The sequence below is a fragment of the Bradyrhizobium sp. 62B genome, from assembly GCF_030272265.2.
GTDB lineage: Bacteria > Pseudomonadota > Alphaproteobacteria > Rhizobiales > Xanthobacteraceae > Bradyrhizobium.
This window is the reverse complement of record NZ_CP092842.1, coordinates 424186-444086: the sequence shown is the minus strand read 5'-3', so window position 1 is coordinate 444086 and position 19901 is coordinate 424186. Positions and strand designations below refer to the sequence as shown.

The following is a 19901-nucleotide window of genomic DNA, read 5'->3' as shown; positions in this document are numbered from 1 at the left end:
TTTTGGGATGGATTCATTTCCTGTATGTTGATGATCTGAATGGATACACTGGTCAGCAAAGGTTTTTTGCCTGGTTGCCGAGCTCAAGAGCTTTGCGGCCGCGGCAGCCCGGCTAGGCATCTCGCCAGCCATGGCGAGTAAGCATGTGATGCAGCTTGAGAAGCGTCTGGGCTCACGGCTGCTCAACCGCGCCAGCCGACGCGTCAGCCTGAGCGAAAGCGGCGCGTTATATTTCGAGCAGGCGCGTCAGATGCTCGAGTCCCTGGATGAGGTTGAGGCGGCCGTCAGCAACGTGACCGTAGTTCCTCGCGGCACATTGCGGCTAACCGCGCCGGTCTGGATGGCCAATCCGAAGTTTTCGAAAGTCCTGGCAGACTATCAGGCTCGCTATCCACAGGTACGGCTGAACATCGATCTCAGTGGACGATTGGTCAACCTGGTCGAGGAAGGTTTTGACCTGGCCTTGCGTGCGACGGGCACACCCGACCAGGCACTGATTGCGCGGCCGATCACAGGGGTCCCATTCTATATGGTTGCCAAGCCCGCCTATCTTGATCGCGCGGGGCGACCGAAGAAGCTGGCTGAATTGTCCGGGCACAGCCTCTTGCACTATGCGCTGCACTCTCCAGGCGAGAGTATCACCATCCAGGGGGAAAGTGGGACGCAGACTATCAAGTTCAACCCGGTTCTGCTCAGCGGCAACGAGACTCTGCTGCATCTCGCCGCCCTGGAAGGCATGGGGCTCGCGGTGCTGCCCAAATGGCTAATCAGCGAGGACCTCGCCGCCGGGCGCCTGGAGCAGGTGCTGTGCCGGGGCAGAACATCTTCGAAAGTCAAATGTTCGCGGTTTATCCGACGCGCAAATACCTCTCAGCCAAAGTCCGGACATTTATCGACTTCATCGCTGCTGATAAGCGACTGAGATAGCCTGGCCAAAAGCCTGGCCGCTGTGACGTCAGCTTGCTGACTCATCGCGAATGTGTGGCTGCCTTCTCGATGTGCTGCCAGAAGGCCTCTGCTGCCTGAGCTAGCCGCAGTTTAGGCCGGAATACGTGGATCTCGATCGGCACGTACCACTGCTGCCCGCCTGCCGCGACAATCTCGCCAGAGGCAAGCTGATCCCTGATCAGGCTTTCCGGCAGCCACGCCATGCCCCGGCCTGCCTGAACCATCGTGACCAAAAGTTTCGCCAGATGCGACGTGAATGTCGTGTGAAGATGAGCTTGCAAGGGGGAGGTGGCACGCACCGCCTCCAGGATCCGTCCCATCCCTGATTCTGAACGGAAGCTCAAGAACTGTACAGGCGCGCCATCCGTTCCCGGAAGCTTGAAGCGAGGCTTGCGGTTGCGGCGCGAAATCGGCACCGATGCGGGGATCAGCCGGTCGTCACCAACATGCAGCGAGCGAAAATGCGACGGCGTCAACGCCGTCGTGGCGGCTGTATGATAATGGCAAAGCAAAAAATGGGCATCGCCTGCCAAGAGGATCCGTTCGCAGCCTTCCATATGATTGGCAACGAGCTGTACGTTGGGCACGAATGGTAGCTCGGTCTCGATGTGACGTAGCCAATCCGGAAAGAACGTCAGCGACAACGCATTCGTCGAGGCGAACTTCAGGACGTCCGAGGCCCCGCGCGCCCGTTCCTGCGCCTCGAGCCGGCCGGCACTCAATCTTCGCAGGATATCGTCAGCAGTATGACGAAAGGCTTCACCAGCTGGCGTCAGATTGACGCTGTGCGTGGTGCGATCGAGCAGCGATGCGCCAGCCCAGACCTCGAGCGCCTGTATCCTCCGGCTGAGCGCCGGCTGGGAACAGTTTCGCTCCTCTGCGGCCCGTGAAAAACTGCGCGTTGTCGCAACCGCGATGAAATCGTATAGCCAATTGATCTCCATAGAGAGCTCTCGTTTATGCAAGGCATGCATAACGATATCAGCATCCGGCATTGGATTTCTAGTCGCGCGCGCGTCACGGTGGCGAGAAAGAAGCCCTGGAGGAAGACGGGATGGCCGCGCGCACGTTGTATGACAAGCTGGTGGACACTCATGTGGTCCGCAATCTCGATGATGCCGGGCTCGTCCTGCTGTACGTCGACCGAACCGTCCTCAACGAGTACACCAGCCCCCAGGCTTTCGCCGGCCTGCGCGCGGCTGGCCGGAAGGTGTGGAATCCGAAGGCCGCGCTGATGGTGGTGGATCACGTCAACCCGACGGCCGCACGGCGCACCCGTGCGATGCCGGATCCGGGCGCGGCGCGGCAGGTCGATTATTTCGCCGAGAATGCCAGGGACTTCGGCATCGAATATTTCGATATTCTCGACCCGCGCCAAGGCATCGAGCACGTCGTTGCGCCCGAGCAGGGGCTCGTGATGCCGGGCATGGTGATCGCCGCCGGCGACAGCCACAGCACGGCCTATGGCGCCTTCGGCGCGCTCGGCTACGGTATCGGCACCTCCGACATCGAGCACTATCTTGCGACCTCGACCGTGCGCTATCGCCGTCTCAAGACGATGCGCATCAGCCTGACCGGGAACGCCCCGCTCGGCGTGACGCCGAAGGACATCGTCATGGAGGTGATCCGGCGGATCGGTGCCGACGGCGCGACCGGATTTGCCGTGGAGTTCAGCGGTCCCGTCGTCTCCGACATGAGTGTCGAGGGCCGGATCGTGATGTCGATCATGATCGTCGAGGCGGGCGCGCGCGGCGTCGTCATCGCGCCGGATCGGAAGGTGCTGGACTATCTCAAGGGCCGTCCACGCGCGCCGAAGGGCGAGATGTGGGAGCGTGCGGCGGGCAAATGGCTGATGCTGTCGTCCGATCCCGATGCCCGGTTCGACCGCGAAATCGTGCTGGATGTGTCCGAGGTCGCGCCGCTCGTGACGTGGGGCACCAGTCCCGATCAGGCGATCGCAGTGACAGGCGTCATTCCGGATCCCGTGCGACAGGACACGCCCGATCGCAGGGCCGCTGCCACGCGCGCGCTGAGCTATATGGGCCTGACGCCGGGCGCGCCGATTCAATCGGTTCCGATCGACTTTGCCTTTATCGGCTCCTGCACCAATTCGCGGATTGAAGATTTGCGCGATGCAGCCGCCATCTTTCGCGGCCGCCGTGTCGCGGATGGCGTGCGCGCGATCGTGGTGCCGGGCTCGACCCAAGTGCGGGTGCAGGCCGAGGCGGAAGGTCTCGCCAAGGTATTCACCGACGCCGGCGTGGAGTGGCGGCAGTCCGGCTGCTCGATGTGCCTTGCGATGAACGACGACGTGCTGAAGCCTGGGGAGCGGTGCGCATCCTCGACCAACCGCAATTTCGAAGGCCGCCAGGGCCCAGGTGCGCGCACGCACCTGATGAGTCCGGCGATGGTGGCCGCGGCCGCTGTCACCGGACGCATCACCGATGTGCGTACTCTTCTTCAGGGAGCACGTCCGTGAATCCGTTCGATAAGGTCACGGGCGTGGCTGCGCCGATGATGGCGCCGAATGTCGACACCGACGTCATCATGCCAAAGATGTTCCTCAAGGGCGTGGACCGCAGCGGGCTGGGCGAGGGCGCCTTCAATCTGCTGCGCTTCACGGACGGAAAGCTAAATCCAGACTTTATCTTAAATCGAGACGGTTATCGCGACGCGTGCTTTCTCGTGGTCGGCCCGAACTTCGGCTGCGGCTCGAGCCGCGAGCACGCCGTCTGGGGGCTTCAGCAACTCGGCATCCGCGCGCTGATCGGCACCAGCTTCGCCGGCATCTTCAACGACAATTGCGCCAACAACGGGCTGCTGACGATCTCGCTTGATCCCGCTGTTGTGTCGGAGCTCGCCGAGGTTGTGGCTGACGGTGGCCGCAATGATCTCACCGTCGATCTCGCCGCGCAGGCGATCCGCTTCGATCGCGCGCACCGCTCGATCGCGTTCGACATCGAGCCTGATAGGAAGGAGGCCTTCCTGTCAGGGCGCGATTTCATCGCCTCCACGCTCGTCTTCGCCGAAGACATCCGGGCCTTCGAGGCGAAGCATCGCGCGGAGAATCCCTGGATCGCCTGAACTGCCACGACCGGGTCGCGGCCAGATCCGCGGCGCGCAGAAACGATAATAGCGGAGGGACCCTTGGTAGACACGACATATCGCGCGACTGAAGTGGCGGACACCGCGGCTGCAACGAAGCTTGCACGGCTCAAGATCGGCCCGTTGCCATTCGGCGTCTACCTCGCGGCCGCGCTCGTCTGCGCTGCTGCCGTCTATCTCGGCAAGCTGCCGAACGACGTGATCGGCGGCCTTTCAGTCCTGATGCTGCTCGGTTTCCTGCTCGGCAAGCTCGGCCAGACCATTCCGGTCCTGAAGCAGATCGGTGGCACGGCGATCCTCTGCCTGTTCGTCCCGTCGGCCCTGGTGGCTTACGGCTTCATGCCCGACGCCGCGCTGAAGGCGATCACCACCACGTTCCGGACCGCCAACTTTCAGTATTTCTTCATCGCCTGTCTCGTTGCGGGTTCGATCCTCGGCATGCCCTACCGGGTTCTGGTCCAGGGCTTCATTCGCATGTTCGTTCCGCTCCTTATCGGCACGATCGCAGCGGTCTCCGCGGGCATCGCCGTCGGGCTTCTGTTCGGCTATAGCCCGAGGGACACGTTTTTCTTCATCATCATTCCGATCGTCGGCGGCGGCCTGGCCGAGGGCGTGCTTCCGCTGTCGATCGCTTATGCGGAGATGCTGCACCGGCCGCAGGCCGAGCTGGTGGCGCAAATGGTGCCGGCGGCGCTGCTCGGCAACGTCGTCGCCATCGTCAGCGCGGGCGTTCTGGCGCGCCTCGGCGAGACGCGCCGCGAGCTCAACGGCAACGGCATGCTGGTGAAGACCGGGGACGACGACATTCTCGATGAGGCGCGGCCCGACCGGCCGATCGATCTCGGGCTGCTCGGCGCCGGCATGGTGCTGTCGTGCGGCCTGTTCGTGCTCGGCATGGTTCTGGCGCCATTCACCGGCATCCCGGGACCCATCATGATGATCATCGCCGCGGTGGCGTTGAAGCTGACCAGGTTACTGCCGGTCGAGATGGAGCTCGGCGCCTATCAAATCAACAAGTTCATGTCGACCAACCTGACGTTTGCGATCCTAGTGGCGATGGGGACATTGCTGGTCTCCTGGCAACAACTCGTTGCCTCGTTCAATCCGGGCTACATCATGATCTGCACGACCACGGTGCTGGCGATGATCGCGTCGGGATTCTTGGTCGGCAAGTGGTTGAACATGTATCCGGTCGAGGCGGCGATCGTGACCGCGTGCCATTCCGGTCTCGGCGGCACCGGCGACGTCGCCATTCTCGGCGCGGCGGATCGCATGGGCCTGATGGCCTTCGCCCAGATTGCGACCCGTGTCGGCGGCGCGATCATGATCGTGATCGCGACCCTCCTGATGAAGTCGCTTTCCTGATGGCCGTGCGGCCAGGAATCCGCTTTGATGTCGCCAATAACAATCTGGAGGAAATTATGCGGTTCATTGCCCTCGTGTCAGCGCTGCTCTTGCCTTTCGGCGCGGCGTTCGCCCAGGACTATCCGACCAGGCCCATCACCATGCTGGTGCCGTTCGCTGCCGGCGGGCCGACTGACACCATCGCCCGCCTGACGGCCGCGGGCATGGCGAAATCGCTGGGCCAGCAGGTCATTGTCGAGAACGCGACCGGCGCCGGCGGCGTCATCGGCTCGACCCGCGCCGCGCGCGCCCAACCCGACGGCTACACGCTGCTGATGCATCACGTCGGCATCTCGACCGCGGCCACGCTGTATCGCAACCTCACCTACGATACCAAGACGGCCTTCGCGCCGATCGGGCTCGTGACCAATGCGCCGATGACCATCATCGCGCGGCCCGATTTCCCGGCCGACACGCTCCAGGAGCTGGTCGCCTACGCCCAGCAGCAGGGCGACAAGCTGACCTACGCCAATGCCGGGCTGGGAGCGGCCTCGCATCTGTGCGGCATGCTGTTCATGACGGCGATCCAGAAGCAGCTCACCACGGTGCCCTACAAGGGCAACGGCCCGATCATGAACGATCTGCTCGGCAGGCAGATCGATCTCACCTGCGACCAGGCGACCAACACCACCGGGCCGATCTCGGCCAAGCAGGTCAAGGCGTATGCGGTGACGACGAAGGAGCGGCTGAAGAGCCTGCCCGACCTGCCCACGGCCGATGAGGCCGGCCTCAAGGGCTTTGAGCTCGGCGTGTGGCACGGCCTCTATGCGCCGAAGGGCACGCCGCCGGCGATCATTCAGAAGCTGACGGCAGCGCTCCAGGCCGCACTCCAGGATCCCACCATGGTCGCCCGGCTCAACGACATCAACACCGAGCCTGTCCCGAAGAACCAAGCGACGCCGGAGGCGCTGGGCGCGATGCTGGTGAACGAGATCGACCGCTGGGCGCCTATCATCAAGGCCGCCGGGCAATATGCAGACTGAGCCGTTCCGGCGACTCGCGAAAGGGTCGCAGTGTGCCGCTGCTGGCGTTCAACGATGGCCTACACCACGACTGAGTGTCAGGTCGGATCAGGTCAAAGGAAAGAACGAATGGACCGGAGAGATTTCACCAAGGCCCTGTTGGTAGGCGCGACCGGAGCGGCGGCCTCCGGCGCCGTCGCGCAGATGAGCGCGGGGGCGGGTAGTGCGGTCCCTCACTTGCCGGTGCGCGTGAACGACGGGATCCGACTTGGCGGGCAGCGCAACTTCGACCGGGGTCCGGTGACGTCGCTGCAGAACATGCGGTGGCATCGGCGGTGGGGCATTCGCCATCTCGACGTCTCATTGGAAACGAGGAATGCGGCTCCTGACGTGTTCGGGAACGAGATGCCCGACGATGCCGCGATGGCTCGCGCCAAGGCGCTCGGCACCGGCATGGGCGGTGCTCGCTTACAGCCCACCACGCAGTGGAGCCTGGATGGTATGACGCGCATCCGGGATATTCTGCATGAGAACGATCTGATCTGGGAAAGCATCCGAATGGATTCGGCATACATCGCCATGACCCCCGGGCCAGAGCGCGACCGCTATCTGGATCTCATCTGCGAGAACGTGCGTACCGTCGGCCGCGCGGGCATCAAGATCATCAGTTATCACTGGAACCTGACGCCCATTCGGCGCAATCGGAAAGTCCCCGGGCGCGGCGGATCGGAATATCTTGCGTTCAAGCTCGAGGACAATTGGCGCGATCTGCCGCCAACGCCTGCGGGCCGCGTGTCGTCTGACGACTATTGGGAACGGCTCCAGACTTGGGCATCTCGGGTGGTTCCGGTCGCGATCGAAAGCAACGTCAAGCTGGCCTGCCATCCCTATGATCCGGGTGGGCTGCCGCTCGGCTATCTTGGTGTCGACAATTTCGATGCCGGCGACTACGCGGCCGCGCTGCTAAGATATGAGAAGCTCTATGATTCGCCGCATAACGGTTTTCAGTACGATACCGGCGTCTCCAGGGAATCGATGCCCGCCGGCGTTGATCAACTCGAATTGCTATACGGCTTGATCCAGAGGAAGAAGATTCATCAGATCCACTTCCGCAATGTCAGCGGCAGCCAGAATGACTTCGTCGAGGTCTATCATGACGAGGGCGATGTGGACCTGTTCAATATCATTCGCCTGCTTCGCGACACCGGCTGGGAAGGCTCTCTGCTAGCCGATCATAGTCCGCGTCATCAGGATGATCCCTCTTAGGCTTCGCATTCGCAAACGGCTACATTCTCGGCCTCCTGCGCGCCGCTCATCAAGAGGCGCTCAAGTCCATCGCACGATAGCCCCGTTACGGAACCAGATCGGATGAAGAACATGAACAGGCTGCTAAAGCTCAATCCCAAGAGGTTCGGAATGAAGTCGGTGATCGCGATCTCGATCCTTGCGGCCTTGGAATTATCCGAGGCCTTCGCGCAGAGGGCCGCGCTGCCGACCGGCCCTCAATGGGGCGATCAAAACCTATCGGCTTTTTATCGTTGGACCGACGCGCTGCCCTCAAGCCCGGGCGTGATGCTGCGTGAAGAGCCGATAAAGGCCCAGCCGGAGATCACGAAAGCGGCTTTCGCCGAGCGTATTCTCTACAGTTCGACGGATGTACGTTGGCACGCCGGGATCGTACCGGTGAGCGGGACACTGTATCTGCCGGTTGGAGAACCGCCGGCCGGAGGCTGGCCCCTCGTGGCCTGGGCTCATGGCACGCTGGGCGTTGCGGACGTGTGCGCGCCGTCCTGGGCCGGGCACAAGCCGCGCGATGCGACCTACATTCAGAAATGGCTGGAGAATGGGTTTGCGGTCGTTGCCACTGATTACCAGGGTCTCGGCGGTCCCGGCCCGCATCCTTACCTGATCTGGGAAGCTGAAGGCCATTCCGTGCTCGATGCCGTCCGCGCAGCGCGCAGCGCCCATGGCGACAAGCTCGCCTCGAAGGTCTTCATCAGCGGTCAGTCGCAAGGCTCAGGCGCCGCGTTGGGCGCGACAACGGTCGCGCCGAGCTATGCGCCAGATGTCCCCTTGCTCGCCACAGTCGCCACAGGGGTCGTGTCGACTTTTCCCGACGGCCCTTACCGGCCTGTGGAGCCGTTCAAGGTTAGCTCGCCGATCTACCTCACCCTCATATGATGCTCGGCGGCTCGCTTCCCGATGAGGCACCCCCCGTAGACAACATCGTGAGCGACAAGGGAAGGCTCGTCTTACGCGCAGCTCGGGAAGGCTGCACCGGCGAGATGCGTGCGATCGCGCAGAAAGATACCGTCACCGCCGACAACGCCTATGTCCAACCGATCGCGAACATCGAAGCGAGCTTTGCGCCTCCGACGGACATGAAGCCCGTGCGGCTGCCGGTGCCCGTTCTGCTTGGCACGGGTCTGGCCGATTCAGTACTGCCGCCCGGTCGCCAATATGCAGCCGTGGCGGCCTTATGCTCGGCCGGCAACGAGGTCGTTTGGAACACCTATCCTGGTGCCACTCACAACGGAGGCCTGATTGCCGCTTTCCCGGACGCATTGGCGTTCTTCAAACAGACACTTGAAGGCAAGAAGACGCCAAGCAACTGCGCGCGCATTGCCGAGCCGGGGCTTCCGACAACACCGGCCCCGGGTATACCCTTCAATGACTGACTTGCGGTACTTTGCAACTTGGCGCATCGGTTTGCACGAACCGATGCGATCCAAGCCAGGCAGGCCTTTCTGAGGAGCTCTGGGCTGCCGGCTTGACCTGCGCCTTCCTAAATTGGGCCCGTTCCATGTGCAGTCAGGGGAGGCTTTCGTTGGCTTAGTCTCGCCGAGCGCGATCCTCTCCATTTCCATCGCTCGCCCCGATGGCGACCGGCGGCTTGTTGCTTGTTTCTCATCCGTCGGCATATGCCGCGACCGTCTCTCCGCTCTTGAGGTAGAAAGCCATGTCGGGGACTTTAGCCATTGTCGCGCGCTTTGTCGCGAAGGCGGGTTGTGAAGAGGAATTGAGGGCTACACTGCTCGTGGCTGCGGCGATCGCCTTGGCGGAGGAGCCCGGCTGTCGTCGCTTCGAAATCCTGCAGGCCGTTAATCCTGATGGCGTGGTGCTGCCAGATACTTTCATGTCCAATGAACTCTTCGACGACTACGAGGCCGTCGAAGCGCACCGGAACTCCGGGCACGCTCCCGTCCGCAAGGCTCGGATCCGAGCTCTTGTGTCGAGCCAGACCCGAATCGAGATGGGGGCAGTGATTGATGAAGCCTGACGACGCTCGCCCGAGGTCGAGCTTCCAAAATGAGGCGCTTTGCAACGAGGCAAGCACAGGGTGCTTATGGCTAGGACAATATGATGGAACATAGGGGTGTCGGCCGTTCAGGACTGAAGATCCCAGCCCTGGCCTTTGGGACAGCGACTTTCGGCGGTGGGAACGAGTTCTTTCGCAAGTGGGGCACGACCGATCTATCGGAGGCCCGACGGCTCGTTGACATATGCCTCGATGCGGGGCTGAATTTCTTCGACACCGCCGACGTCTATTCGATGGGCGCGGCGGAAGAAATCCTCGGAAAGGCTCTGGACTCACGCCGATCGCAGGCCCTGATCGCCACCAAGCTCGGCTACCGCTCGCACAGCGGGCCGAACGGAATGGGGGCGAGCCGGCAGCACATCCTAATGGCGTGCGAGGCCTCTCTAAAGCGACTTGGCTGCGATCACATCGATCTGCTGCAACTTCACGGCTATGACGAAAATACACCGCTCGAGGAAACACTCCGCACCTTCGAGGAACTGATCAAGGCCGGGAAGGTCCGCTATATTGGGGCGTCCAACTTCTCCGGATGGCAGCTGGCCAAGATGGCCACCACCGCGGACTGGCTTGGCTTGCCGCGCCCCATCTCGCATCAGGTCCACTATTCCTTGCTGTGCAGGGACTATGAACACGAATTGATGCCCGCGGGCTTCGATCAGGGCATAGGCGCCATCATATGGAGCCCGCTATCCGGCGGCAAGCTCAGCGGCAAGATCAGCCGCGACCGGCCACCGCAGGCCGACAGCCGAGCGGCGAAATTCGGAGGCCTGACCGAGCGTGACGCCAAGCTCTTTGACATCGTGGATGCGCTCAACGATATCGCGCAGGAGCGCAGGACAAGCGTGTCTCAAGTCGCGATCAATTGGCTACTCGCCCGGCCAACCGTCTCAAGTGTTGTCATTGGCGCCCGCACGGCCGAACAGCTCGTTGAGAACATCGCAGCGCTCGACTGGCGGCTTTCCACTAAGGAGGTGGAGCGCTTGAACCAAGTGAGCGCCTCGCCAGCACCCTATCCCTATTCACACCAGTCTGTGTTCCCTGAGTTGCTTCGTCCGCTCAGCGGGATCTCTCGGTAATGCATGCAGCTGGCAGGCTCGAATCTTGCAATGTTTGGCACTTTCGAACATTGCTCGCCTGAACGGTCCATCCCTGCCTGCGCTCGGCGCTTGCAAACCGAATGTCCGACGCCATCCGCAGCTTTGAATATCCGCGGCTATCAACTCATGGAAATCACAACAGAGCCCTTCAGCTCGTCTCCGGGCTCGAGAATCACAGTTCCAGTGTCTGCATACCCGCGAGCGAACAGGTTGAACCCGTCGGCAACGTGGCTGACGGGCTCTGCGCATAAATGTGCCGCATCAGCGGGCCGATGCAGCACAAAATACGAAAATGCTGGATCCGCTCGCATCTCAATCCGATCACCATTCGAGCGGTAAATAACGCAAAGCCCGCGCCAGCCACTGCGATAAAGCGTCACCTCACCGGGCGGCAATGAATCTGCTGTGGGGCCGGCAGAAAGGCCATTCGGCAACGCGGCGAGATAGTCCGCCGTCACCGGCCAGTCGATCGGTGCGTCAAACTCTATGTTGTCCTCGACTTGGTGCTCGAAATAGGGATGCAGGCCAATCCCACCCGGCATCGGCGTCTGCGCCTCGTTTTGAAGACAAAGGCAAAATATGGCACGCGAGGGTTCAAGTTCGACCTTAAGAGTTGCGCTGAACGGCCAAGGCCATTCGGCGCCTCCCTTATGCGCGTATCGCATCGTCACCTGCGAGGGCGTCAGCGAGGTCGTCTCCCAAGGCATCCTATGCGCATGTCCGTGCAATGTATGCGGCTGCGCATCGGGATGGGCCGCAAGCTCGTACCGCTTCCCCTGGAAGAGAAGAACCCCGTCCCTCACGCGGTTGCTATAGGGGACGAGGGGATAGATACCACCCTTGGGCCAACGCAATAACTGAGCCGGCTCTACCCCAGCCGGGAACGGACGCAAGACCCGTCGCGGCAAGCCGCTACCCTTGCTGCTGCACAAATCGAGAGAGGTCACGCGTCCGCCAGCAGACGCCGAGAAACCAAGTCGAGCCGCGCCGGCTGTCAAGAGCTGGTTGGTGATCATACGACGCAATTCAAACCATTTAAGACGGACATTTTGGCCGCCCTTTCGCTGCCAACAGCCTTAATGTTCAGCTGATTCGGCGACGAACGCCGCCAGCTCGGGCGTCGCAGGCGTCCGCAGGATGTCCGACGATCCCATTTCGTGCACCTTGCCATCACGCATATAAATGACGCGGTCCGCCACTTTGCGGGCAAAGGCCATTTCATGGGTCACCAGGATCATGGTCATGCCCTCGCCTGCGAGCTGCTCCATGACACGCAGCACTTCGCCCGTAAGTTGCGGGTCGAGCGCTGAGGTCACTTCATCGAACAGCATCAACTTAGGCTCCATAGCAAGGCTGCGGGCAATGGCTACCCGCTGCTGTTGCCCACCGGAAAGCTGCTCCGGATAGCAATCCATCTTCTCCCGCAGCCCGACCTTGGCGATCACGGTATCGGCAATTTCGCGGACCTGCGGCTGCTTCATGCCTTTGACGATGCGCGGGGCCAACATGATATTTTCCGCCACGGTCAGGTGCGGGAAGAGGTTATAGCTTTGAAAAACGATTCCGACATCGCGTCTCAGCGACTTCAAGTCGATGTTGTCATCGTGGAGCTCGTGGCCGCAGATCAGCATCGAGCCGCCTTGGATGGTCTCCAGGCGATCCATGCAACGGAGCGCCGTGCTCTTGCCCGATCCGCTCTGGCCGATGATGGCGGCAACTTCGCCCCTGTTCACCTCAAAGGTGACACCCTTAAGGACTTCCAGCTCGCCAAAGCTCTTGCGCACGTCCTTTAGTTCAACGATTGGCGACATTGAGTTTCCTTTCGAGGGCTCTGCTTTGAACCGACAGCGGATAGCAGATCGCAAAGTACATCAGGGCAGCGATGCCGAAGTAGAGAAACGGCTCGAATGTTGCGTTGTTGATGATCTTTGCGTTGTAGGAGAGCTCGGCGTATCCGACCACAAGTGAGGCGATCGACGTGTTCTTGACGATCTGGACCAAGAAGCCGACTGTCGGAGGAATGGCAATGCGCAGAGCTTGCGGCAGGATGACAGCCCTCATGCGCTGCCAGCGCGTTAGGCCGAGACACTCTGCGGCTTCCCATTGCGGCTTCGCCACCGCCTGAATGCAGCCGCGCCAGATCTCGCCCAGATAGGCGCTGCTGTAGAGTGTGAGCGCGAAGGTCGCTGCCGTCAGCGGAGACAAGGAGTCGTAGCCCAAAATGCTCGGCCCGTAAAAGCACAGGCCCATGAGGACGAGCAACGGAAGTCCCTGCATGATCTCAATATAGGCCGCCGCCCCGCACGAAATCGCCCAACTCCGCGAGATGCGTGCCAGAGCGACGATGAAGCCGGCGATGCCGCCAAACAGGAAAGTTAACAGGCTCAATACGACCGTCGCCCATAGACCCTGCAGCAACGAGAGAATGTAGGCGCTATTCATCTGCCATCTCCATGCTCACAGCGGGGTTCCGAGCTTGCGGCGACGAGGAAACATCGCAAGTCCGAGGAGAGCAAAACCGCCACGTACCAATATGGCGAGAACTAGATAGATGCCGCCGAGCACGACGAAGATCTCGAAATTCCGATAGGTCTCGCTCTGGATTCGGTTGGAGATCCCGAATAGCTCCTCGACGCCAACCGAGGACACGATGCTCGAGGCCAGCATCAACAGAACATACTGGCTCGACAGCGCGGGATAGACGCGCTCTAGCGCTGGCCGAATAATCACATGCAGATAGGTTTGGCTACGCGACAGTCCAAGGCAGGTCGCCGCCTCAAGCTGGCCGCGATGGATCGATTCAATGCCCGCACGCACGATCTCAGTTGTATAGGCTCCGATGTTGACCGTCAGCGCAATGGTCGCACCAACCAGGATGGGCAACCGAATTCCCATGCTCGCAATGCCAAAGATCAGGAAGTAGCACTGCACGAGCAGCGGCGTATTGCGGATGAACTCCACATACAAGGAGACGATCCAACGGGCCCAGGCTGGCCCGCCAGTCCGGACCACGGCGCAGGCACCACCTAAAAGGATGCCGAACACCGTGCAGAATAAAGTGAGCCGTAGCGTCGTCCAGATACCCTCCAACAGGAGCGGCCAATAAGCCAGAACGGCTGCGAAGTCGAAATTGTAGGTCATAGGACTTTGCTCGTTTCAAGGGCCGTTGGCCATGTCATTGAGACGCGGCGATGACTTCCTGAGGCAGGTCGGCGCCCTGAAACTTCTTGAAGATCGCTTGGAGCTTTCCGTTGGCGATGTTCTTCTTCACCCAGCTGTCGACCCATTCCTTCAGATCGGTATCCTCCTTACGCATGCCAACACCCATCGGCGCGGTCCGAAGCGGCAGCTTCAGCTCGAGCTCTTTGGTGGGATTCTTCTTATTGATCAGGTCGACGAGAGTTGGCACCTGCGCGACCAAGTCAAGCTGGTTGGACACGACTGCCGTCATGGTCGTTGCTTCATCCTCAAAGCGCACGATTTCCGCATCTCGCGGGGCCGCCGCAGTCACATCCGCATCGTTCGTGGTGCCGCGCGTGACGGCAATGCGCTTTCCCGACAAATCGGCGAACGCCTTGATCTGCATGCTCTTCGGTGCTGCCACATAGGACGTCGCTCCAGAATATGGTAGCGAGAACGCGATTAGCTTCTTGCGCTCATCAGTGATCGACAAGGCCGAAATGACTGCGTCTGCGCGATGCGACATCAGGAAAGGAATGCGATTGGCGCTGTTCGTCCCCACGATCTCCATCTTCACGCCGAGATCAGCGGCCAAGAGCTTAGCTGTTTCGACTTCCGATCCGGTGGGATTGAGGCCGTCATCCTTGAACGCCCAGGGAGGGACGCCGAGATCGACGGCGATGCGAATGACACCCGCGGACTTGATCTTCTCAAGCGTCCCGGCTGTCGCTGTTTGCCCCATAAGGGCCAGCGAGATCGCAGCAGCTGTCAACACTTTAGCAAGAGTCTTCATTTCAATCCTCCCGATGGCAATTGACTGTTCGAATTTGGACGGAGCTGCCGCCCAGATTTTCGGCTAGAAGAGTTCGATTCGGCTTCGGCATTCGGAGCGCGCATCCGCTTCCGCCCCGGCGTTATTCTCGTCGCGTCGGTGCCAGGCAGTGCGACCACTTAGGGAGCAGGCGGCGATCGATTCTTTCGGTCCGACCGCCTCGATGGCGTTCGCAAGTGTCTCCTCCAGAGTGCCAAGTATTGTTGTTATGATTGCGCGAGAGGTTAGCGAGCGAGGCTTTCAACGTGAAGCCCGTCTTTCATGTCCGCGAGAGATCGTCTCACTTCGTGAGACTGTCGCCGTTAATGAGTGGTCTGATGCTCAATGACGAGAGGTCATGAAGGAGAACAGAAGCTCGATCTGTCCATCCAGCATGTGCGTGCCGTCTCGCGTGGCGCAGCCAATCTTGGCTGCCTCCGACAGGAGCCTCGTCGGGACCGGATCGGTGATGACGTCGGCAACGATCATCTGCCGCGCAAGTTGAGCGGGATCGACTGGTAGCGGGTCGCCGTCCCGCAAGCCTGCCGACGTCGCATTGACGACAATGTCGCAATCGCGAGGAACGGCAGTATCGATGGAGACCTTGCCTGGATATGCCTTACTGAGCCTGTCGAACAGGCTGTTTTGGTTTGACGCGCTGAGGTCGTGGAAGGTCAGCTGGCGGGCGCCTTCTTCGAGCATGGAGACGCCGATCGAGGATCCTGCACCGCCCGCGCCGACCATGAACACGTTCTTGCCGGCGATGGCATGGCCTGCCTTCTTCAATCCGGCAGTCAGGCCGGCACCGTCGAAATTGTCGCCGAGCCAGCGGCCGTCCTGTTCTCGTCGCATTGCGTTGATCGCCCCGAGGACCTTGGCGCGATCGGACAGGCGGTCGCAATGCGCGATCGCCCCGAACTTGTGTGGCAGCGTGATAAGAATGCTGTCGATGTTCGGCATTGCTTTGAGGGCCGCCAGAGCCGTGTCAAGATTGCCTCTCTCGACCTGCAGCGGCACCAGCACGCCGTCATATCCGACATCCTCCATTCGCTTGGTCAGCCAGCCCGGCGCCAGCACCTGCGAGATAGGCGAGCCTATTAGCGCGTGAACGCGTGTCTTTCCGGTCAGTGAAGTTGTCATGAAACGGGTCCCGGCACTTCAGGACAATTTAGGCGGAGGCGAGGGCGGCGCCATGGCATAGCCCCTGGCCTCATAGTCGAAGTCATGCAGCTTGTTGACGGTCTCGGCCTTGTTGACGGGAGAGGCATAGTACGCCCGGATCTCGGCAATCCGTGTAACGTCGTCGTTGAAGACGTACCATTCATCGCCGCGCAGCACCTCGCCAAGGGCCGTCTTCCAATGGGTCCATTCGATCACCGCTTCGCGGCCGTCCGAGCCGGCCAGAACCTTCTCAATGGTCCAGCGCGATCCCATCGTTTTGACACACCAGACCCAGCCGTCGGCTATTGCCTGAGCGCCGCGCCAGGGCGCGCCAGGCAGGCCGGGCGGGAAATAGTGGACAGCATTGCTCGTGAAGCAGTCCAGCAACGCCTGGTGATCGGCATCGTTGCAGGCTTGGAAGTATCGGCGGATCAAGGCCTCCGCTTGCGCGGCTTTCGTTAGTGCACCCATCGCTTTACTCCGCCGCTCGCCGGGCTCGCCATTCGGCGTATTCCTTCAGCGTCGCCTCGTTCGGCGGGTAGGTGCCCCAAAGGGGCGCGCCGGCATCGATCTTGGTGAACAGGAACCTCTCGCGCAGTTCCTGCTCATGAGACTCATCCGCTACCTCCTCGGCGATGGCGCGCGGGATGACGACGACGCCATCGCTGTCCCCAACGATGATGTCGCCGGGATAGACGGCGACATCGGCGCAGCCGATTGGCAATTGCATATCGACCGCGCGATGATAGGCAGGGCGTGTCGAGGCCGTGTTGGCCCTGCAGTAGGCCGGAAAGGGCATTTTGGAGATCTCTGTCCCGTCGCGGAATGCGCCGTCGGTAATGGCTGCCGCGACGCCTTTGCGCATCATTCGCGTCATCAGCATGTTGCCGGCCGATGCGGCACGCGGATCGTTGCGACTGTCGATCATCAGGACCTGGCCTGCGCCAATCGCCTCCACGGCCTCCCACTGCATATTGTCCTCACCCCGCTTGCGGAGGTCAGAAAGATCCCAGTCCTTGTCTTCCCGCGAGGGAATGAAGCGCAGGGTGAAAGCCTCCCCGGCAAACGCACCAGCGCTCGAATTGAGCGGCGTGATCCCGACCAGGAATTGCTGACGATAGTTGCGCTTGAAGAGCTGCGTGGTCAGCGTCGCTGTCGAGCAGGCCTTCAGCTTTTCGAGTGTTTGGGAAGCAATCGGAGCCATGCGTATCTACCTCCAGGAACGGAATCTTAACCAGCGCAAGCAGTGCAATGCTTGCCTTCAGGCATCACCATAGCTGCAGCAGTGCTCGGCGGAAGGCCTATCAAGCTCGCAGCGAGCCCGCCGTCTCACATGTTGAGATCAGGTGCGGGGAGCGTAGCGCTTGAGGACATCGAGATCTGGTTCAAACCCGATGCCGATGAGATCAGCGGCGCTGACGACACCCTTCACCGGCCTCGGCGTGCTCGCGAGCCACGCTTCTGGCTCGACGAACAGGAACTCGATCAGCGTCTTCTCCTGCAGCAAAGGCAGCATCGCCAGGGTCGCAAAATATCCCGGCCCGAAGTAAGGCGTATGTGGCATGACGCTCTTACCGTGTCGCTCGCATGCGGCCAGGATCTTGGTGAATTCGGAGATGCCGCCGACTTTTGTCATACTCGGCTGTGGATATGTAATAGCGTTGATGATCCGCATGAAATCAAAGGCCGTGCTGGCGTTCTCACCGCTGCCAACGGGGATTGCGGCCTTCTCAATCTCCTCCATACTCTTGTAGTCGTCAGGCGGGAATACCGGCTCCTCCACCCACAAGGTGTTGCAGGCATGGAACGTCTCCCGCAAAGCGATCGTCTCCTGCATCGACCAGGCGCAATTGGCATCAACCATCAGCGCGACACCGGGCCCGATGACCTCGCGCGCGTGCCTGATCACATCCGGGGCGATCTCGTGGAGCTTGATGTGCCGGTACCCGCTCTCGAGTGCCCGCTTGCATTGCTCGGCGACAAGGGCCTTGTCGCCATACCTGACGAGGCTCGCATAGGCCGGCCGGTGCGTGGGCGCATTCGCCCCGAGAAGCCGCCATAGCGGCACGCCCCTCCGTTTCGCCTTCAAGTCCCACAGTGCGATGTCGACCCCTGACAGCGCAAACATGGTTATGCCGTAGCGCCCAAAGAGATGAAGTTTCTTTTGCACCTCTAGGTTCCAGGCAGCGATATCGTCGATGGCTGCCCCGGTCACAAACGGCGCGATCATGTGATCGACGGCCGCATGCACCGCCTCCAGGCAGAAATAGGCAAAGGCATCGCCCCAGCCGACATGCCCATCCTCATCTTCGATACGGATCAGCACCATGTCGAGGCTATGCCAGCGGGACGGCGTGCCGCCCGTGCCCGGGCCGCCATCGGCGAACGGAACGCGCACCGGGAAGCTCTGCAGTGAGATGATCTTGGGTACGGTGTTGTTTTCGGGCATAGTGCGAGTGGCCTGGTTCAAAGCCTTGCGACCGGATCGGCGAGGCCGCGCTCGCCGACATCGATCGACAGGAGGTGTCCCGAAAGAGGAGCATTGGCGAGGCTTTCGCGCGACAGGCCGGTGCGGGCACTGGTCACGAAAAGCTCCGACAGGGAGGCTCCTCCAAAAGCGATGCCCGTTGGTCTTGGCACTGGAAGGGCGACGGTGCGCTCGATCTCTCCGCTCTCATTGAGCCTCACGACGCTCCAGCCGTCCGACAATCCAACCCATGGGTTAAAATGCTCGTCGACGGCGAGCGCACAAGGAGCGCCCGCGACCTTCGGAATATCGGCGAATTTTCGCTTTCGCGCCGCCTTTCGCTCCAGCAGATAGACGCATTGGCGCGATGGCTCCGTCGCGAACAGGCTGGCATCACCGCAAAACGCGATGTCGCTCACCTGGCCTTGCACTTCGAACACCGGTTCCATCCCCGATTGCCTTCGCCACGGTCCAACCAGGCTCATGTTGGCCTCGGCGCTGTAGGCTGCAGCCCAGATCTCACCAGCCTCCGAGACGCGCAGCACCTTGAAGGAAATACCGGGCTTTCCTTCAATGCGCTCCTGGCCGCCCGATAAATTGTCGATCACGATGTCATGGCCAACTGAATAGGCGACGCCCCCCTCGACAAGGCACAACGAGTTGATGCCCTCAGAGAGCGCCTGGAGTGAGACTGTGAAGGGATGCCCACCGTCGGCGCGGATCGCAGGCGCCAGCAGGTCGGCCCAAACCAAGTTCTGCGCGCGCGCATCCCAGCGCGGCGCCGCGCCAACAAAGGCTGTGCTCTTCGTCCAGACTTTGTAATTCCCCGGATCATGCCGAGCGCTCTTGATGGCAGGTGCGAGCAGGCTCGAAATCCGTCTTGCGACATCGACGAGCTCCTGCCCCAATCGTTCGGCGCGCTCGGCGGTGATGCGAAAAGTCGGGCCGGCCACGCTGATGGCCGCAAGCGGTTTGCCGGCGGGATCGAGAATGGCCGTTCCGACGCAGCGGGTGCCGAGAACTATCTCTTCATCATCGATCGCATAGCCACGCGCACGGACGATGGCCAGATGTGCCTTCAACTGCTCGCCGTCACAAATCGTCTTCTCGGTAAACTTGGCAAGCCCCTCGCGGACTACAAAGTCGAGCTGCGCGTCGGAGAGATGAGCGAGGATCGCCTTGCCCTGGCTTGTGCAATGCATCGGTTTAAGCGCGCCGAGCCTCGCATTGGATCGCTCGGAATGTGCGCTCTCGAAGCGGCCGAGCGAGAGCACGTGGTGACCGTCTTGAACCGCGAGATAGGCGGTCTCACCGGTCAGATCGCGTAAGCGCCTCAACTCTACGGACGCAATTGACGCAAGGTCAGACGACGACCAGGCATTCTGGGCGAGATCGAGAAAGTTGAAACCGAGCGTGTAGGCCTGGGTGCCCGGATCTGCCCGGATTA

At 61.2% G+C, this 19901-nt stretch carries 20 protein-coding genes and 1 pseudogene; 10 read left to right on the top strand and 11 right to left on the bottom strand.

Annotated elements, in window-relative coordinates; genetic code table 11:
- The first annotated feature begins 39 nt into the window (after nt 1–39).
- Nucleotides 40–927, top strand: a pseudogene (locus tag ML401_RS37085) (LysR substrate-binding domain-containing protein).
- Nucleotides 928–968: 41 nt separating this feature from the next.
- Here the strand turns inward: ML401_RS37085 and ML401_RS37080 are convergent.
- Nucleotides 969–1943, bottom strand: coding sequence for a LysR family transcriptional regulator (locus ML401_RS37080; protein WP_285812832.1), 975 nt, complete (start codon nt 1941–1943; stop codon nt 969–971).
- A gap of 59 nt (nt 1944–2002) precedes the next feature.
- On the opposite strand from ML401_RS37080, the gene leuC reads away from it, so the two are divergent.
- The 9 genes from leuC (at nt 2003) to ML401_RS37035 (ending at nt 10814) form a co-directional block, all read left to right on the top strand.
- Nucleotides 2003–3427, top strand: coding sequence for a 3-isopropylmalate dehydratase large subunit (leuC, locus tag ML401_RS37075; RefSeq protein WP_285812831.1), 1425 nt, complete (start codon nt 2003–2005; stop codon nt 3425–3427).
- Nucleotides 3424–4032, top strand: a complete 609-nt coding sequence (leuD, locus tag ML401_RS37070) for a 3-isopropylmalate dehydratase small subunit (RefSeq protein ID WP_285812830.1) — start codon at nt 3424–3426, stop codon at nt 4030–4032. The genes leuC and leuD overlap by 4 nt, the downstream gene beginning before the upstream one ends.
- 63 nt (nt 4033–4095) lie before the next feature.
- Nucleotides 4096–5418, top strand: coding sequence for a 2-hydroxycarboxylate transporter family protein (locus tag ML401_RS37065; RefSeq protein ID WP_285812829.1), 1323 nt, complete (start codon nt 4096–4098; stop codon nt 5416–5418).
- A gap of 56 nt (nt 5419–5474) precedes the next feature.
- On the top strand, nt 5475–6440 hold the full coding sequence (locus tag ML401_RS37060; RefSeq protein WP_285812828.1) for a tripartite tricarboxylate transporter substrate-binding protein: 966 nt from the start codon (nt 5475–5477) through the stop codon (nt 6438–6440).
- Nucleotides 6441–6548: 108 nt separating this feature from the next.
- Nucleotides 6549–7685 (top strand): mannonate dehydratase, encoded by a 1137-nt coding sequence (locus tag ML401_RS37055; protein ID WP_285812827.1) that lies wholly within the window; start codon nt 6549–6551, stop codon nt 7683–7685.
- A gap of 102 nt (nt 7686–7787) precedes the next feature.
- Nucleotides 7788–8600, top strand: coding sequence for a lipase family protein (locus ML401_RS37050; protein ID WP_285812826.1), 813 nt, complete (start codon nt 7788–7790; stop codon nt 8598–8600).
- Between the two features lie 47 nt (nt 8601–8647).
- Nucleotides 8648–9097, top strand: coding sequence for a prolyl oligopeptidase family serine peptidase (locus ML401_RS37045; RefSeq protein ID WP_285812825.1), 450 nt, complete (start codon nt 8648–8650; stop codon nt 9095–9097).
- 281 nt (nt 9098–9378) lie between these two features.
- Nucleotides 9379–9699, top strand: a complete 321-nt coding sequence (locus ML401_RS37040) for a putative quinol monooxygenase (protein ID WP_285812824.1) — start codon at nt 9379–9381, stop codon at nt 9697–9699.
- A gap of 80 nt (nt 9700–9779) precedes the next feature.
- Nucleotides 9780–10814 (top strand): aldo/keto reductase, encoded by a 1035-nt coding sequence (locus tag ML401_RS37035; RefSeq protein WP_376717410.1) that lies wholly within the window; start codon nt 9780–9782, stop codon nt 10812–10814.
- 140 nt (nt 10815–10954) lie between these two features.
- Here ML401_RS37035 and ML401_RS37030 read toward each other — a convergent pair whose 3' ends face one another.
- The 10 genes from ML401_RS37030 to ML401_RS36985 all read right to left on the bottom strand — a co-directional run bounded on the left by ML401_RS37030 (nt 10955) and on the right by ML401_RS36985 (nt 19728).
- A complete protein-coding gene (locus ML401_RS37030; protein ID WP_285812823.1) occupies nt 10955–11851 on the bottom strand; it encodes a hypothetical protein in 897 nt (298 codons plus the stop codon).
- Between the two features lie 60 nt (nt 11852–11911).
- Nucleotides 11912–12646 carry an amino acid ABC transporter ATP-binding protein gene (locus ML401_RS37025; protein ID WP_285812822.1) on the bottom strand — a complete coding sequence of 245 codons (735 nt, stop codon included), beginning with the start codon at nt 12644–12646 and terminating at the stop codon, nt 11912–11914.
- Complete coding sequence (locus tag ML401_RS37020; RefSeq protein ID WP_285812821.1) at nt 12630–13277, bottom strand: amino acid ABC transporter permease; 648 nt, start codon at nt 13275–13277, stop codon at nt 12630–12632. The genes ML401_RS37025 and ML401_RS37020 overlap by 17 nt, the downstream gene beginning before the upstream one ends.
- A gap of 15 nt (nt 13278–13292) precedes the next feature.
- Nucleotides 13293–13976, bottom strand: coding sequence for an amino acid ABC transporter permease (locus tag ML401_RS37015; RefSeq protein ID WP_285812820.1), 684 nt, complete (start codon nt 13974–13976; stop codon nt 13293–13295).
- A 34-nt stretch (nt 13977–14010) separates the two neighbouring features.
- Nucleotides 14011–14808 carry a transporter substrate-binding domain-containing protein gene (locus ML401_RS37010; RefSeq protein ID WP_285813362.1) on the bottom strand — a complete coding sequence of 266 codons (798 nt, stop codon included), beginning with the start codon at nt 14806–14808 and terminating at the stop codon, nt 14011–14013.
- Nucleotides 14809–15168: 360 nt separating this feature from the next.
- Nucleotides 15169–15873, bottom strand: a complete 705-nt coding sequence (locus tag ML401_RS37005) for a shikimate dehydrogenase (RefSeq protein ID WP_285813379.1) — start codon at nt 15871–15873, stop codon at nt 15169–15171.
- A 111-nt stretch (nt 15874–15984) separates the two neighbouring features.
- A complete protein-coding gene (locus ML401_RS37000) occupies nt 15985–16458 on the bottom strand; it encodes a nuclear transport factor 2 family protein (protein ID WP_285813361.1) in 474 nt (157 codons plus the stop codon).
- A 4-nt stretch (nt 16459–16462) separates the two neighbouring features.
- Nucleotides 16463–17191, bottom strand: a complete 729-nt coding sequence (locus ML401_RS36995) for a ribonuclease activity regulator RraA (RefSeq protein ID WP_285813360.1) — start codon at nt 17189–17191, stop codon at nt 16463–16465.
- Nucleotides 17192–17329: 138 nt separating this feature from the next.
- Nucleotides 17330–18436, bottom strand: coding sequence for a mandelate racemase/muconate lactonizing enzyme family protein (locus ML401_RS36990; protein ID WP_285813359.1), 1107 nt, complete (start codon nt 18434–18436; stop codon nt 17330–17332).
- A gap of 17 nt (nt 18437–18453) precedes the next feature.
- A complete protein-coding gene (locus ML401_RS36985; protein ID WP_285813358.1) occupies nt 18454–19728 on the bottom strand; it encodes an IclR family transcriptional regulator C-terminal domain-containing protein in 1275 nt (424 codons plus the stop codon).
- Between the last annotated feature and the right edge of the window lie 173 nt (nt 19729–19901).

Bases quoted from the DNA above. Each gene is read 5' to 3' on its own strand.
- ML401_RS37010 (WP_285813362.1), bottom strand. From the start codon at position 14,808: ATGAAGACTCTTGCTAAAGTGTTGACAGCTGCTGCGATCTCGCTGGCC.
- ML401_RS37060 (WP_285812828.1), top strand. From the start codon at position 5,475: ATGCGGTTCATTGCCCTCGTGTCAGCGCTGCTCTTGCCTTTCGGCGCG.
- ML401_RS37055 (WP_285812827.1), top strand. From the start codon at position 6,549: ATGGACCGGAGAGATTTCACCAAGGCCCTGTTGGTAGGCGCGACCGGA.
- ML401_RS37005 (WP_285813379.1), bottom strand. From the start codon at position 15,873: ATGGAGGATGTCGGATATGACGGCGTGCTGGTGCCGCTGCAGGTCGAG.
- ML401_RS37050 (WP_285812826.1), top strand. From the start codon at position 7,788: ATGAAGAACATGAACAGGCTGCTAAAGCTCAATCCCAAGAGGTTCGGA.
- ML401_RS37040 (WP_285812824.1), top strand. From the start codon at position 9,379: ATGTCGGGGACTTTAGCCATTGTCGCGCGCTTTGTCGCGAAGGCGGGT.
- ML401_RS37080 (WP_285812832.1), bottom strand. From the start codon at position 1,943: ATGCCGGATGCTGATATCGTTATGCATGCCTTGCATAAACGAGAGCTC.
- ML401_RS37015 (WP_285812820.1), bottom strand. From the start codon at position 13,976: ATGACCTACAATTTCGACTTCGCAGCCGTTCTGGCTTATTGGCCGCTC.
- ML401_RS36990 (WP_285813359.1), bottom strand. From the start codon at position 18,436: ATGCCCGAAAACAACACCGTACCCAAGATCATCTCACTGCAGAGCTTC.
- ML401_RS37020 (WP_285812821.1), bottom strand. From the start codon at position 13,277: ATGAATAGCGCCTACATTCTCTCGTTGCTGCAGGGTCTATGGGCGACG.
- ML401_RS37000 (WP_285813361.1), bottom strand. From the start codon at position 16,458: ATGGGTGCACTAACGAAAGCCGCGCAAGCGGAGGCCTTGATCCGCCGA.
- ML401_RS36995 (WP_285813360.1), bottom strand. From the start codon at position 17,191: ATGGCTCCGATTGCTTCCCAAACACTCGAAAAGCTGAAGGCCTGCTCG.
- ML401_RS37035 (WP_376717410.1), top strand. From the start codon at position 9,780: ATGATGGAACATAGGGGTGTCGGCCGTTCAGGACTGAAGATCCCAGCC.
- leuC (WP_285812831.1), top strand. From the start codon at position 2,003: ATGGCCGCGCGCACGTTGTATGACAAGCTGGTGGACACTCATGTGGTC.
- ML401_RS37025 (WP_285812822.1), bottom strand. From the start codon at position 12,646: ATGTCGCCAATCGTTGAACTAAAGGACGTGCGCAAGAGCTTTGGCGAG.
- ML401_RS37030 (WP_285812823.1), bottom strand. From the start codon at position 11,851: ATGATCACCAACCAGCTCTTGACAGCCGGCGCGGCTCGACTTGGTTTC.